15 protein-coding genes are annotated in these 13894 nt (G+C 69.3%); 8 read left to right on the forward strand and 7 right to left on the reverse strand.

The genetic code is table 11. The features are described from left to right. Positions 1-193 precede the first annotated feature (193 nt). From HNR01_RS23410 to HNR01_RS23420, 3 genes are all read left to right on the forward strand, one after another. On the forward strand, positions 194-1126 hold the full coding sequence (locus HNR01_RS23410; RefSeq protein WP_183670186.1) for a uracil-DNA glycosylase: 933 nt from the start codon (positions 194-196) through the stop codon (positions 1124-1126). Positions 1127-1231: 105 nt separating this feature from the next. Next, positions 1232-2134, forward strand: a complete 903-nt coding sequence (ypfJ, locus tag HNR01_RS23415; RefSeq protein ID WP_017483873.1) for a KPN_02809 family neutral zinc metallopeptidase — start codon at positions 1232-1234, stop codon at positions 2132-2134. A 29-nt stretch (positions 2135-2163) separates the two neighbouring features. After that, positions 2164-2727, forward strand: a complete 564-nt coding sequence (locus HNR01_RS23420) for a sugar O-acetyltransferase (RefSeq protein ID WP_017483874.1) — start codon at positions 2164-2166, stop codon at positions 2725-2727. A gap of 27 nt (positions 2728-2754) precedes the next feature. Here HNR01_RS23420 and HNR01_RS23425 read toward each other — a convergent pair whose 3' ends face one another. From HNR01_RS23425 to HNR01_RS23445, 5 genes are all read right to left on the reverse strand, one after another. After that, positions 2755-3501 carry an arginyltransferase gene (locus tag HNR01_RS23425; protein ID WP_017483875.1) on the reverse strand — a complete coding sequence of 249 codons (747 nt, stop codon included), beginning with the start codon at positions 3499-3501 and terminating at the stop codon, positions 2755-2757. A 140-nt stretch (positions 3502-3641) separates the two neighbouring features. Further along, entirely contained in the window at positions 3642-4136 is a 495-nt protein-coding gene (locus HNR01_RS23430) for an RDD family protein (protein ID WP_017483876.1), read from the reverse strand. 145 nt (positions 4137-4281) lie between these two features. Continuing rightward, positions 4282-4695 carry a hypothetical protein gene (locus HNR01_RS23435; RefSeq protein WP_183670188.1) on the reverse strand — a complete coding sequence of 138 codons (414 nt, stop codon included), beginning with the start codon at positions 4693-4695 and terminating at the stop codon, positions 4282-4284. 28 nt (positions 4696-4723) lie between these two features. Next, the gene (gene hemB, locus HNR01_RS23440; RefSeq protein WP_153875432.1) at positions 4724-5779 is read right to left on the reverse strand and encodes a porphobilinogen synthase; all 1056 of its coding nucleotides are present in this window, start codon (positions 5777-5779) and stop codon (positions 4724-4726) included. A gap of 418 nt (positions 5780-6197) precedes the next feature. Then, entirely contained in the window at positions 6198-8306 is a 2109-nt protein-coding gene (locus HNR01_RS23445; RefSeq protein ID WP_183670190.1) for a putative bifunctional diguanylate cyclase/phosphodiesterase, read from the reverse strand. Between the two features lie 260 nt (positions 8307-8566). On the opposite strand from HNR01_RS23445, the gene HNR01_RS23450 reads away from it, so the two are divergent. The 3 genes from HNR01_RS23450 to ldtR all read left to right on the forward strand — a co-directional run bounded on the left by HNR01_RS23450 (position 8567) and on the right by ldtR (position 10868). After that, positions 8567-9724 (forward strand): enoyl-CoA hydratase/isomerase family protein, encoded by a 1158-nt coding sequence (locus tag HNR01_RS23450; RefSeq protein ID WP_183670191.1) that lies wholly within the window; start codon positions 8567-8569, stop codon positions 9722-9724. After that, positions 9721-10188, forward strand: a complete 468-nt coding sequence (locus tag HNR01_RS23455) for a DUF6163 family protein (RefSeq protein ID WP_017483881.1) — start codon at positions 9721-9723, stop codon at positions 10186-10188. Before HNR01_RS23450 ends, HNR01_RS23455 begins: the two co-directional genes overlap by 4 nt. Positions 10189-10349: 161 nt before the next feature. After that, entirely contained in the window at positions 10350-10868 is a 519-nt protein-coding gene (gene ldtR / locus HNR01_RS23460) for a transcriptional regulator LdtR (RefSeq protein WP_017483882.1), read from the forward strand. A gap of 153 nt (positions 10869-11021) precedes the next feature. Here the strand turns inward: ldtR and pqqA (HNR01_RS23465) are convergent, their stop codons facing one another. Beyond that, entirely contained in the window at positions 11022-11111 is a 90-nt protein-coding gene (pqqA, locus tag HNR01_RS23465; protein WP_015857429.1) for a pyrroloquinoline quinone precursor peptide PqqA, read from the reverse strand. 62 nt (positions 11112-11173) lie between these two features. Continuing rightward, on the reverse strand, positions 11174-11263 hold the full coding sequence (gene pqqA, locus HNR01_RS23470; RefSeq protein ID WP_015857429.1) for a pyrroloquinoline quinone precursor peptide PqqA: 90 nt from the start codon (positions 11261-11263) through the stop codon (positions 11174-11176). Positions 11264-11741: 478 nt separating this feature from the next. Here pqqA (HNR01_RS23470) and serS point away from each other — a divergent pair, with 478 nt between their 5' ends. Both serS and surE read left to right on the forward strand, forming a co-directional pair. Further along, a complete protein-coding gene (gene serS / locus HNR01_RS23475; RefSeq protein WP_183670193.1) occupies positions 11742-13115 on the forward strand; it encodes a serine--tRNA ligase in 1374 nt (457 codons plus the stop codon). Beyond that, the gene (surE, locus tag HNR01_RS23480; protein ID WP_017483884.1) at positions 13115-13879 is read left to right on the forward strand and encodes a 5'/3'-nucleotidase SurE; all 765 of its coding nucleotides are present in this window, start codon (positions 13115-13117) and stop codon (positions 13877-13879) included. Before serS ends, surE begins: the two co-directional genes overlap by 1 nt. Positions 13880-13894 lie beyond the last annotated feature (15 nt).

Raw genomic sequence — 13894 nt, forward strand, 5'->3', positions numbered from 1 at the left:
CATTCCTCCTGCAACCGCTCGTTGGGCGCCGTCTTACGCCGATGCGGCCCTACCCATTGTCAAGATGTCTCTCAAGCCATTCCAAGGTAGGAAGGCAAGTCTGTTAGGGTAGCCGCGGGCCGGCGAAGGGTGCGCCGGTGCGACGATCCGCGAGGCGCCCTCCGACGTTGTCCACAGGGCGCTCCCACGCCACATGGAACCCATGACTGCCAACCGCGCGGATCCCGACGCCCGAGCCGACCTCGTCTCCTACCTCGACTTCCACGTCGAGGCGGGCGTCGACGCGGCCCTCGACGAGCACCCGCACGACCGCTTCGCCGAGGCCGAGGCGGCGCCGCGGGCGCCCGCGGCCCGCGTCGATCCGGCACCGGACCGCGAGCCCCCGCCGCGACGCGACACGCCCTCCGGCCAAGCCTCGCCCCTGGACTTCCGGCGCGAGTTGCCGAGCCGCGACCCGCCCCCGCGCGAGCCGGCCCGCACCTACGGCAACGCCGCCGGCGCCAAGCCCGGCGAGGCGGCGGACGACGCCCGGGCGCGGGCCGCGCAGGTGACGACGCTCGAGGAGCTGGAGGCGCTGCTGCGCGGCTTCGAGGGCTGCGGCCTGCGCTTCACCGCGAAAAACCTCGTCTTCGCCGACGGCAACCCGCAGGCACGGGTGATGTTCGTGGGCGAGGCGCCCGGCGCCGACGAGGACCGGATCGGCAAGCCGTTCATGGGCCGCTCCGGCCAGCTCCTCGACCGGATGATGGCGGCGATCGGACTCGATCGGTCGAGCGCCTACATCTCCAACGTCGTGCCCTGGCGCCCTCCGGGCAACCGCAACCCGACGCCGCAGGAGATCTCGATCTGCCGGCCGTTCGTCGAGCGCCAGATCGAACTCGCCAACCCGGACATCCTCGTCTGCCTCGGCGCACCCGCGACGCAGACGCTCACCGGCACGAAGGACGGCATCCTGAAAGCGCGCGGCCGCTTCTATCCCTACCGACTCGGGGACGGGCGCGAGATCAGGGCGCTCGCCACCCTCCACCCGGCCTACCTGCTGCGCCAGCCGGTGCAGAAGCGGCTCGCCTGGCGCGACTTCCGCATGCTGAAGAGCGCCCTCGACGGGAGCGCTCCGGGCCAGTAGGGCGGGACGAGGCAGAAGCGGAACCGTATCATCCGCCTCGCCATTCTAGAATCCAAGCCCGGCATCCCGATCAGGCCGGGCGAGTCGCGGGCGGCGGGAGAGTGTATGCGCTGGGACGATTTTCGCGCCTCTGAGAACGTCGAGGATCGGCGCGGCGAGGGTGGCGGCGGCGGCTTCCCCGGCGGCGGCATGGGCGGCCTGGGCATCGGCACCATCGTCGTCGTGCTGCTGATTTCCTGGGTCACCGGCATCAACCCGGCGATCCTGCTCGGCGGCGCCCAGCAGATGGCCGGCGGCGGCCAGCAGCGCGAGCAGCGGGTCGATCCCGAGACGCAGGCGCGCCGCCGCGAGGCGCCGACCGACCGTGCCGGCCAGTTCGCCTCGAAGATCCTCGGCAACACCGAGGACGTCTGGAAGGAGATCCTGCCGAACCAGACCGGGCGGCAATACACGCCGACCACGATGGTGCTCTACCAGGGCGGCACACGCTCGGGCTGCGGCATGGCGCAGGCGGCGATGGGGCCGTTCTACTGCCCGCTCGACAAGAAGGTCTATATCGACCTCGGCTTCTTCAAGGAGATGCAGACCAAGTTCGGCGTGAAGGGCGATTTCGCCTATGCCTACGTCATCGCCCACGAGGTCGGCCACCACGTGCAGGACGTGCTCGGCATCCTCGGCAAGGTGCAGAACCGTCAGCAGAACGCGAGCAGCAAGACGGAGGCGAACCAGCTCTCTGTGCGGGTCGAGCTGATGGCCGACTGCCTCGCCGGCGTCTGGGCCAAGAATTCCAACGACCGCTGGAATTCCCTCGACCAGAGCGACATCCAGGAGGCGCTCAACGCCGCCAGCGCCATCGGCGACGACAAGCTGCAGGAAAAGTCGCAAGGCTACGCCGTGCCGGATTCCTTCACCCACGGCTCCTCCGAGCAGCGGATGCGCTGGTTCATGACCGGCTACAAGAGCGGGCAGACCAAGTCCTGCGACACCTTCCGCGCCAGCCGCGGCTGATCCTTTCGGGATGTTTAGGGGAGGCTGACATGGCCGGGACCGCGCGCGAACTGATGCTCGCCGGACAGCTCTATCGCGGCGACGATCCGGAACTGGTCGAGCTGCGCAACGCCGCCAAGCGCCGGCTCCTGCGGCTCAACGCCATGGAGCCTGAGGATGCGGCCGGCCGAGAGGCGGTGATCCGCGAGCTTCTGGGCGCGGCCGGGCGCAACCCGACGATCTGTCCCGGCTTCGCCTGCGACTACGGCAGCAACATCTCGGTCGGCGACGACTTCTTCTGCAACTTCAACTGCGTCTTCCTCGACTGCGCCCCGATCACCATCGGCCACCGGGCGCAGATCGCCCCGGCCGTGCAGATCTACACCGCCGAGCACCCCCTCGACCGCGCCGCGCGGGCCGCCTTCTGGGAATCGGCCCGGCCGGTCGCCATCGGCGACGACGTGTGGATCGGCGGGGGCGCGATTCTCCTGCCGGGGATCACAGTCGGGGACGGGGCGGTGATCGGCGCGGGCGCCGTGGTGACCCGCGACGTGCCGCCGAACGCGGTGGTGGCGGGCAACCCGGCGCGGGTCGTGAAATGGACGAAGGAGTGAGCGGGCCGGCCGGGACGGCGGCGCGGGCTAATCCACCCGCACCCAGCCCTGCGGCATCAGCCGCTCCTGGGGCAGGAACTTGGCCTTGTAGTCCATCTTGCGGGAGCCATCGACCCAGTAGCCGAGATAGAGATACGGCAGGCCAAGCGCGCGGGCGCGCTGGATATGGTCGAGGATCATGTAGGTGCCGAGCGAGCGGTTGGCCTGCTCGGGGTCGTAGAACGAGTAGACCATCGACAGACCGTCGGCGAGCACGTCGGTGAGGCAGACGGCGACGGGCGCGCCGACGCCGCGGCCGTGGATCGCGCTGTCGGGGCCGCGCTCGCGGTAGACCACGAGATGGGTGTCGACGTGGCTGTCCTCGATCATCATCGCGTAGTCGAGCACGGTCATGTCGACCATGCCGCCGTCGCCGTGGCGGGCATCGAGGTAGCGGCGGAACAGGGCATATTGCTCGGAGGCCGGGCGGTTGGGCTCCGGCGTGCCGATCAGCCCGGCATTGCGCTGCAGGATGCGCCGCTGGCTGCCGGTGATGGCGAAATCCTCGACCACGACCCGCACCGAGACGCAGGCGCGGCAGGATTCGCAGGCCGGGCGGTAGGCGATGGTCTGCGAGCGACGGAAACCGCCCTGGGTCAGGATCTCGTTGAGGTCGCGGGCGCGGCGTCCGACGAGGTGGGTGAACACCTTCCGCTCCTCCTGGCCCGGCAGGTAGGGGCACGGGGAGGGGGCCGTGAGGTAGAATTGCGGAGTGTCGCGCGGATGACTCGTCACGCTGGGAAGGCTCGCCCTCGGGGCCGGCGGCATCGGACGCCGAGGCCACCGTCAATGTAGCGGGATCACGGCGGCGCTCAACCGGATTGATGAGCTGCGGCGGCGTCTTTCCGCCGCCATCCCCTCACCCGAAGGAGGGATCAGTCACGCACGACCGCGAGGCCGAGCAGCAGGTCGTGGCCGAGGCGCCGGTCGGAGCGGACGAGGCCGAACAGCACGTCGAGGCACCAGAGCAGGAAGGTCGAGATCGCCACGTAGAACAGCAGCGCATGAACCGCCGCCGTCAGGAAATCCACCGGGCGGCCGCTCTCGGGCGCCACCACCCGCAGGCCGAGCATGCGCATGCCGAGGGTGCTCTGCTTGGGGCCGCCGACGGTGATCGCGCTGTAGAGGATGCCGCTGATGCCGAGGATCGGGAACAGCATCCAGGCGAAGCCGAAGGTGAGGACGCCGAGGATCGCGATCGCGGTGGCGAGCACGGCCGTGAATACGAAGATGAAGGCGAGGTCGAGCAGATAGGCGACCGTTCGCCCGCCGAGACTGGCCCGCACATACGGCACAGGAAAGCCGCCGGGCCCCTGCATTCCCGCCGGGTTGGTGTAGCCGGGGTGATAACCGGGCTGGAAATCCGTCATGGCCGCCGCTTCCTCGACCGTTGCGTGCACGTTCGATCAAGTGGGGAGGCGGCGCGGCGATGCCAAGGAGGCGGGGCAAAAGGGGCCCTGGCAGGGTTGGCAAGGTTGGCAGGTGAGGGGAGGGGCGGGAGCGCGCCGCCCGCTCTCATCGGGCCCCGGGATCGGCGGCCTCGGCCTCCGGCGTCGCCAGATAGTAGCGCCTGAGCAGGTAGAGCGAGGCGCCGTTCACCGGTCCCTGCTCCGTCGTGAGCACCGTGAGATCGTCGCCCGCGCCGAATTGGCAGACGAGATAGCGGGGCCGGGTCGCCTCGGTCTTCGGCAGCGATCCGGTCCCGCCCACGAGGCGGTAATCGACGCGGACGCTGCCGCGGCTCGCGCCCGGGCCGACCCGCAGCAGACCGATCTCGGCTCCGGGCGGGGCCAGAGCCGGTACCGCCCGGCGGCAGAGCGTGGCCCGGCGCGCGTCGAGCGCGGTGTCGCAGCCGGATCCGGCGGCGAGCCAGAGGGCGAGGGCGCCCACCAACGCCGCGACACGGCCGCCGTCCGGAACCCGGGACACGGGCTCTCCAATTGCCGGCCGCTTCCGCTCAGGCCCCCGCGCGCAGGCGCTCGGCGACGCGGGGAGCATAGTAGGTCAGCACCCCGTCGGCGCCCGCGCGCTTGAAGGCGAGCAGGCTTTCGGTCATCGCGCGCTCGCCGTCGAGCCAGCCGTTGCGGGCCGCGGCCTCGATCATCGCGTACTCGCCCGAGACCTGGTAGGCGAAGGTCGGCACGCCGAACTCCGTCTTCACCCGGGTGATGATGTCGAGATAGGGGAGCCCCGGCTTGACCATCACGGAATCGGCGCCCTCGGCGAGGTCGAGGGCCACCTCGCGCAGGGCCTCGGAGGCGTTGCCGGGATCCATCTGGTAGGTGCGCTTGTCGCCCACCAGCGCCGCCTTGGTGCCGATGGCGTCGCGGAAGGGGCCGTAGAAGGCGCTGGCATACTTGGCGGCGTAGGCCATGATCTGGCAATCGCGGAATCCCGCCCGGTCGAGGCCGGTGCGGATCGCGCCGACGCGCCCGTCCATCATGTCGGAGGGAGCGATGATGTCGGTGCCGGCCTCGGCCTGGATCAGGCTCTGCTCGACCAGCACCGCCACGGTCTCGTCGTTGAGGATCGCGCCGTCCTCGATCAGGCCGTCATGGCCGTGGCTGGTATAGGGATCGAGCGCGACATCCGTCATCACGCCGATCTCGGGGACCGCCCGCTTCACCGCCCGCACCGCCCGGCAGACGAGGTTTTCGCGGTTGAGCGCCTCGGAGCCGGTCGGATCGCGCAGAGAAGGCTCGGTATAGGGGAAGAACGAGACCAGCGGGATACCGAGCTTCGCCGCGCGCTCGGCCTCGCGCACGACCTCGTCCACGCTCAGGCGCTCGACGCCGGGCATGGAGGCGATCGGCTCGCGCCGCCGCTCCCCCTCGATCACGAAGAGCGGCCAGATCAGGTCGTCGACGGTGAGGGTATGCTCGCGCACGAGGCGGCGCGACCACTCCGCCTTGCGGTTGCGGCGCGGACGCTGGGTGAGGCTCAGCGGCCCCGAGCCCGGCGCGGCTTCACGCGCGGTTTCGATGGCGAGCGGGCGCGGGGTGGCGTCTGACATGGCCCTCAGGACTCCGGTGCTCCAGCGCGCTCTCGAGCCGAAGGGTGCGCCGGCTCGGGTGGGGAAAGAGCGCATCACGACAAAGACGTCAGAGCCATGGTCGACGGCAAGTCGATCGGCGATGGCCCGAGGCGGAGCATTCCGGGCTCGCATCCCCGAAAAACCGGCCGGCGGCCGGAGGTTTCCCCGCAAGGAGGATGGGTGGGGAGAGCGCCGCGGAACGCGCGGCCATGGCGGATGCGCCTAGCACATCCGGATTCGGACCCGAAAGGCGCCGTTGCCGCAGGGCAGGTTCCCGCTTCGCCGCAGCTCTCCACGCCGTGCCGCCGAAGCGTCGCGCGAATCGGCGGCGCAAGTCGCCCCGGCGCTTCGGTCCGTCCGGCGGATCCCGGATCCTTGGCGTCTCACCGGGCCGCCCTCACGCGGCTTCCCCCTCGACGCGCGGCTCCGCCCGCCTCCGGATCGCGCCCGCCACGAGGTCTTCGATCACCTCCACGTCGCGCGGACGCGGTGCCGGACGGCCGAGCAGGTAGCCCTGAACCTCGCTGCAGCCCTCCGCGGTGACGAGGGCCAGATGGGCCTCGGTCTCGACGCCCTCGGCCACGGTGGTCACGCCGAGGCGCCGGCCGAGATCGGCGACGACTCCGACGATCGCCGCACAATCGGGACGGCTGGTCGCGTCGCGCACGAAGGAGCCGTCGATCTTGATCTTGTCGAACGGAAAGGCGCGCAGATGCGCCAGCGACGAGAAGCCGGTGCCGAAATCGTCGAGCGCGATGCGCACGCCCAGATCGCGGACCCGGCGCAGTTCGCCGAGGCAGTCGACATGGTCGTTGAGAAGCGCGCTCTCGGTCACCTCGAGTTCGAGGCGCTGCGGCGGCAGTCCGCTGGCGACCAGGGCGGCGAGCACGGCCTGGTGCAGGCGCCCGGTGCCGAGCTGACGCGGAGAGACGTTCACGGCGACCCGCGCCCCGTCCTCCCAGGTCATCGCATCCGTGCAGGCGCGGTGCAGCACCCAGGTGCCGAGTCCGTCGATCAGCCCGCTCTCCTCGGCGATCGGGATGAAGTCGCCGGGCGAGATCCACCCGCGCGCCGGGTGGTGCCAGCGGATCAGTCCCTCGCGCGCCGTCACCCGTCCGGTCGCGATATCGGTGATCGGCTGGTAGAACAGGAACAGGCCCTCCTTCTCCTCGAGCGCCTGCCGCAGCTTCGCCTCCAGACGCACGCGCTGCGTCATCCGCTGCTCCATCTCCGTCTGGAACACGCGGGAGGTATTCTTGCCGGCGGCTTTCGCGGCGTAGAGCGCGATGTCGGCGCGCGACAGCAGCGTCTCCGAATCGGTCCCGTGCAGGGGCGCCACGGCGATGCCGATGCTCGCACCGATCTGCAGGCGCCGCCCGTCCTCGATCTGGAAGGGCGTGACCAGAGCCTCCACCAGGGCCTCGGCCAGGGCCGTCGCGGTCCCCGTGTCGCCGCCCTGGATCAGGATCGGGAACTCGTCGCCGCCGAGGCGCGCGACGGTCACGTCCGGGCCGCGGCAATGCCCGAGCAGCCGCTCGGCGACCCGCTTCAGCAGAGCGTCGCCGACGAGATGGCCATTCGCGTCGTTGACGAGCTTGAAGCCGTCGAGGTCGATGAACAGCAGGCCAAGGCAGGATTGCGGCCGGTGGAGGACGGCCTCCAGATGCTCGCGGAAGGTCGTGCGGTTGGCGAGTGCCGTGAGCGTGTCGTAGTGGGCGAGTTGCTGGATCCGCGCCTCGGCGGCGACCTGCTGGGTGATCACCGACCACGTCAGCATCGGTCCGATATAGTCGCCGCTCGTGCCCGTCACCGCCGAAACCTGCAGGTCGAGCACTTCGGGTCCGAGCTTGATCCGGGCACGATGGGGCAGATTCCTCGGATCGGCGAGGAGCCGGCGCTGGTGCTCGGGATGGCGGTGGAAGATGTCGATCGACTGGCCGAGCAGGGCATCCGGCCTGACCGGCAGCAGGTTCTCGATCTGCGAGAGCGTGCGCTTCGAGGTCTCGTTCATGTAGGTGATCGCGAAGCTCGCCGGATCGACGGTCATCACCGCCACCGGCATGTCGTCGATCATGCGCAGGAGCTTGTACTCCTCGTTCTCCTTGGCCACCTCGGCGGTCGCGATCGCCCAGACCAGCAGGGCGCGCACGACCCGGCCCTGCGAGTCCGGCAGCGGGTGGATGTGCAGGTCGAGCCACTCGTCGCCGAAGCGGATGCGCGCCTTGTGGGGTAGGGCATCGGGGTTCGCGAGCAGCCCGCGCTGGTAGCCGGGCTGGCGGTGAAAGACATCGATGCAGGTTCCGACGATCTGTTCCGGGTCGAAATCCAGGGAATCGCGGATGGTGTGCAGGAGCTGGATCGAGCAGGCGTTCGCGTAGTCGATCGTGAAGGTCCTCAGGTCGCAGGTCATCGCGCCGATGGGGAGGGTCTCGATCATTCTCGCAAACGACAGCGGCTCGATGACGCCAAGATCGGCCGTCACCGGATCGAGATGGGGGCAGCTCATCGACGTTGCTCGGCCAGGAGATCGACGTTCATCAGGGGACGTTAGGCAAACAAATGTGAAAATTCGCCGAAGGCGGTCGGGCGGTGGGCGCCGCTGCTGCGCTCGCATGGGAGACCGCGGTGGGGCTGCCACGGGGCCGGACGCCGCGCGCCGCGTTGACGCTGCGGCCGGGAGTTCGTCTAAGAGGCCCGCGCCGCCGGGCAGCGGACGTCCGCGCGGGTGCGGCTATGGCGGAGAGGAGCGCGGCGGTGGAGCGCGGAATGTCGGGTGGGCCGGGAATCGTGCGTGAAGACGTGCGAGCGGAATTGGCCGCGCCCGAGATCGTTTTCGAGATCCGCGGCGAGGCCGGGCTGATCACCCTGACGCGGCCGCGGGCGCTCAATGCCCTGACCCTGCCGATGGTGGAGGCGATGCACCGCCAGCTCCGGGCCTGGGCCGCGGATGCGCGGATCAGCCGGGTCGTCGTGCGCGGCTCGGGCGGGCGCGCCTTCTGCGCGGGCGGCGACATCCGCCGGATCCACGCCCTGGGCCGGGCCGGGCGGCACGCCGACGTGATGGCGTTCTGGCGCGGGGAATACTGGCTCGACGCCACCGTGAAGACCTATCCGAAGCCCTACATCGCCCTGATCGAGGGCATCGTCATGGGCGGGGGGGTCGGCATCTCGCTGCACGGCGACGTGCGGGTGGCGGCCGAGAGCTACAGCTTCGCCATGCCCGAGACCGGCATCGGCTTCTTCCCCGATGTCGGCGCGACCTACGCCCTGCCGCGCCTGCCCGGCTGCACCGGGCGCTACCTCGCGCTGACGGGCGCCCGGATCGGCGCGGGCGACGCCCTCGCCGTGGGATTGGCGACCCACGCCGCGCGGGCGGCCGATTTCGAGACGATCATCGACCGGCTGGCGGCGGGCGGCGCGATCGCCGACGCCTTCGACGGCCTCGCAGCGCCGGGGACACAAACTGGGCCCCTCGTCGCGGAGCGGGCTCTGATCGATGCCTGCTTCTCCGCCGACACCGTCGCGGAGGTGCTCGCCCGCCTCGATGCCGCGGCCCGGGAGGGATCCGCCTTCGCGGGGACGAGCGCGGCGACGATCCGCTCCCGCTCGCCCACCAGCCTGACCATCGCCCAGGCGCTGATGCGCCGGGGCGGCGACCTCGGCTTTGCCGAGGCCATGCTCGCCGAGTACCGGCTGGCCGAGCGGGTGATGCGCGGGCAGGACTTCTACGAGGGCGTGCGGGCGGTGATCATCGACAAGGACAACCGGCCGGCCTGGCACCCCGTCTCCCTGGACGAGGTCGACGGTGCGGAGATTGAATCCGCCTTCGCTCCCCCCGACGATGCTGACCCCCGCTTCGACGGCAGTCAGGGTCCGTGCGGCGCAATGCCGGTTGCGGAAGCGAGCCCGGGAGACCGGTCGTGAGGGCGCTCACCAAGGTGGGCAGCACCCTCGACGGGCGCGGGCGCCCGAGCGCCGGGAACGGCGACCGGATCGAGGGCACGGCGCCGCGGGTGCAGACCCGCTGGGATGTGGTGCTGGTCTGGTTCATGCGCATCACCGCCCTGGTCTGGCTCGCCAAGGGCCTCGCCACCTGGGGCGAGATCCTCGACCTGATTCCGGGACGGACGCCGTTCGCCGACCTGCCGATGGGGCGGCAATCGGCGATCGTCTATTTCTCGGTGATCGACTTCGTGGCGGCGGTCGGCCTGTGGCTGACGAGCGCCTGGGGCGGGGTGGTCTGGCTGCTCGCCGCGACCTCGGCGCTCACCCTGGCGCTGCTGACGCCGCAGCTCCTGCCGATGTCGGTGCCGCTGATCGCAGTGCAGGCAAGCATTGTCGCCGTTTACTTCGTGTTATCCTGGCTGGCGGCGCGCGATGTAGGCTGAACAAGAGGTCAACATCATCGTTTCATTTTGCATTTACCGACAGAAGTAAATCGCGAGTTCATCCTGTCGCTTAAATCGGCTTTCATCGGTGCGGCCTAGGTTCACCTCATAAGCCAGGCCGGCCAGCAAGAGCCGGCACGAACCGACAGGAAGGCACCACGATGAGCATGAAGGCCGCCAACACCGCCCTCAAGACCACCGAGACGACCCCCGAGACCCAGGGTGCCGCCGGCTCCTATCTCGAAGCGCTGCACCTCGTGGAGCGGCTGCACCGCCGCCTCCTCGACGTCATCAAGGACGAGTTCGACCGGCGCGGCCGGGAGGACGTCAACAGCGTCCAGGCGCTCCTGCTCTACAACATCGGCGACAAGGAGCTGACGGCGAGCGAGCTGCGCTCCAAGGGCTACTATCTCGGCTCGAACGTGTCCTACAACGTCAAGAAGCTGGTCGAGGCCGGCTTCCTGCACCACGCCCGCTCCAAGACCGACCGCCGCTCGGTGCGCATCAGCCTGACGCCGAAGGGCCGCGAGATCCACGACCTGATCCAGGGTCTCTACGACAAGCACGCCCGCACGATCCAGCCGATCGGCGGCATCTCGGAAGACGATTTCGGACGCCTGAACCAGGCGCTCACCCGGCTGGAGCGCTTCTGGACCGACCAGATCCGCTACCGCCTCTGATCAGCGAATCAGACATCACAAAGCCGGAAAGCCGGAGGGTTCTATCGTGAACCCTCCGGCTTTCCGGTTTTCGTCGTGACGCGCAAAAGAAAAGGGCGCCGCCCTCGCAGGCAGCGCCCTGGATCTCACCGGATCGAGTCCGGCGACGCCTTCTTAGTTGAAGGTGTCGATCTCGGCGGACTCGTAGGAGGTGACTTCCATGCCGACGCAGATCTCGGCAACGACGGGAGCGGACCACTTCATGACGTTTCTCCTGTTGGACGAATGGATCAAAACCGAACCGGTCTAGGACCGGCGACGCCTTCTTAGTTGAAGGTGTCAATCTCGGCGGACTCATAGGAGGTGACTTCCATGCCGACGCAGATCTCGGCAACGACGGGGGCAGACCACTTCATGGCGTGTCTCCTGGTAGCAGTTTGAATACGAAGGTCGGCTTCAGGGCCGCCTCACCTCGAACTGAGGTGGTGGCCGTTCGTTTGCCGGGCCCCTCGTGTTCGACGCCCTTGATATAGACAATCCGTTGGGCGCAATTCAAGCGGACCCTACACTTATATTTCTCATAGACTGCGCTCAGAAACGGCCACGCTGGGGCTCGCAGGCAGCCGTGTTTCGCCGAAACCGCGAGAAAGTGCTGATTCTCCAACGAAATGGTGCCGCCGCCGCGATCCGCAAGCGCGAGTGGCGCGATCCTGCGCACAGCTCCCTGCCGCTTCCTCCCGCCGGCTTTTGCCGGAACTCCGACGCTTCGGGTCCCAACCGGGGCGTCCAGGCGTAGCCCGGGCCCGTTGCGGGCCGGCGCGGCCGCTCTTGTGGTGCGGGGGGCGATGCGGCAAAGCGGGGCCCTCGCGCGCACAAGACTCCGAGAGCCCCGAAATGCACGATATCCGCGCCATCCGCGAGAACCCGGAGGCCTTCGACCGCGACCTCGAGCGCCGCGGCCTCTCGCCCCTGAGCGCGGAGCTGGTCGCTCTCGACGATGCCCGGAAGGCGGCCGTGTCGGCGGCGCAGGCCGCCCAGGAGCGGCGCAACGCCCTGTCTAAGGAGATCGGCGCCGCCAAGAAGGCGAAGGACGAGGCCCGCGCCACCGAGCTGATGGCCGAGGTCGCCCGTCTCAAGGAAGAGGCGCCAGAGCTTGAGGCGGCGCAGGCGCAAGCGGCCAAGATCCTCGACGAGCGCCTCGCCGCGATCCCGAACCGGCCGAAGGCGGAGGTCCCCCCCGGCGCCGACGAGCACGGCAATGTCGAGTACCGGCGGTTCGACGCCTCCCGCGAGCGCCTCGCCCAGGGCCGCCAGCATTTCGAACTCGGCGAGGCCACCGGCATGATGGATTTCGAGGCGGCCGCGAAGCTCTCCGGCTCGCGCTTCGTGGTGCTCAAGGGCCAGCTCGCGCGGCTGGAGCGGGCGCTCGGCCAGTTCATGCTCGACCTGCACACGACCGAGCACGGTTATTTGGAAGTCGCGCCGCCGATCCTTGTTCGGGACGAGGCAATGTTCGGCACGGCGCAATTGCCGAAGTTCGAAAACGATCAGTTTTCCGTGTTCAACGGCTTGGATTACATCAAGTCGCTGAAGCGGCTCGCCGAGACGCAGCGGCAGGATCCTGACATCGATCCCGCCGCGGGGACCGACAAAAACTTCTGGCTCGTCCCCACGGCGGAGGTCCCCCTCACCAACCTCGTGCGCGAAAACATCCTGGCCGAGGACGAGCTGCCCCTGCGCTTCACCGCGCTCACCCCCTGCTTCCGCGCCGAGGCCGGGGCGGCGGGGCGCGACACCCGCGGCATGCTGCGCCAGCACCAGTTCAACAAGGTCGAGCTCGTCTCGATCACCGCGCCGGACAAGTCAGCCGAGGAGCACGAGCGGATGCTCGCCTGCGCCGAGGCCGTGCTGCAAAAGCTCGACCTGACCTATCGCGTCATGACGCTCTGCACCGGCGACATGGGCTTTGCCTCCCAGAAGACCTACGACATCGAGGTCTGGGTGCCGGGCCAGCAGACGTATCGCGAGATCTCGTCCTGCTCGGTCTGCGGCGACTTCCAGGCGCGGCGCATGAACGCGCGCTACCGGGCCAAGGAGGGCAGGGCGGTCAATTTCGTCCATACGCTCAACGGCTCGGGCGTCGCGGTCGGCCGCGCGCTGATCGCCGTGATGGAGAACTACCAGAACCCCGACGGCAGCGTCACGATCCCGTCGGCGCTGCAGCCCTACATGGGCGGCCTCACCCGGATCGAGGGACCGAACCACTGATGCGCATCCTGGTGACCAACGACGACGGCATCCACGCGCCGGGCCTGGAGACGCTGGAGGGCATCGCCCGCGAGCTCAGCGACGACGTCTGGGTGGTCGCGCCCGAATACGACCAGTCGGGCGTCTCGCACTCGCTGTCGCTCAACGATCCCCTGCGCCTGCGGCAGGTCTCGGACAAGCGCTTCGCGGTGAAGGGCACGCCCTCGGACTGCGTGATCATGGGGGTGGCCCACATCCTCAAGGACCGGAAGCCGGACCTCGTGCTGTCGGGAGTCAACCGCGGCCAGAACGTCGCCGAGGACGTGACCTATTCCGGCACCATCGCCGGCGCCATGGAGGGCACCATCCTCGGCATCCGCGCGATCGCGCTCAGCCAGGCCTACGGCGCGGGCGGGCGGGCCAACCTGAAATGGTCCTGCGCCGCCGCGCACGGGCCGCAGGTGATCCGCAAGATCCTGGAGATCGGGATCGAGCCCGGCATCCTCGTCAACGTCAACTTTCCGGACTGCGAGCCGGATCAGGTGCAGGGCGTGTCCGTCTCCGCGCAGGGACAGCGCAACCAGGCGCTCCTGCAGATCGACGCCCGCCACGACGGGCGCGGCAATCCCTATTTCTGGCTCGCCTTCGCCAAGGCGCGGTTCGAGCCGGGCAACGGCACGGATCTCAAGGCGATCGCCGAGAACCGCATCTCGGTGACGCCGCTGCGGCTCGACCTCACCGACGAGCCGGAACTGACCCGTTTCGCCGCGGCGTTCCGGACATGAGCGGAGGCGGTCGAT

Source organism: Methylorubrum rhodesianum (genome assembly GCF_014199985.1).
Taxonomy (GTDB): Bacteria; Pseudomonadota; Alphaproteobacteria; order Rhizobiales; family Beijerinckiaceae; genus Methylobacterium; species Methylobacterium rhodesianum.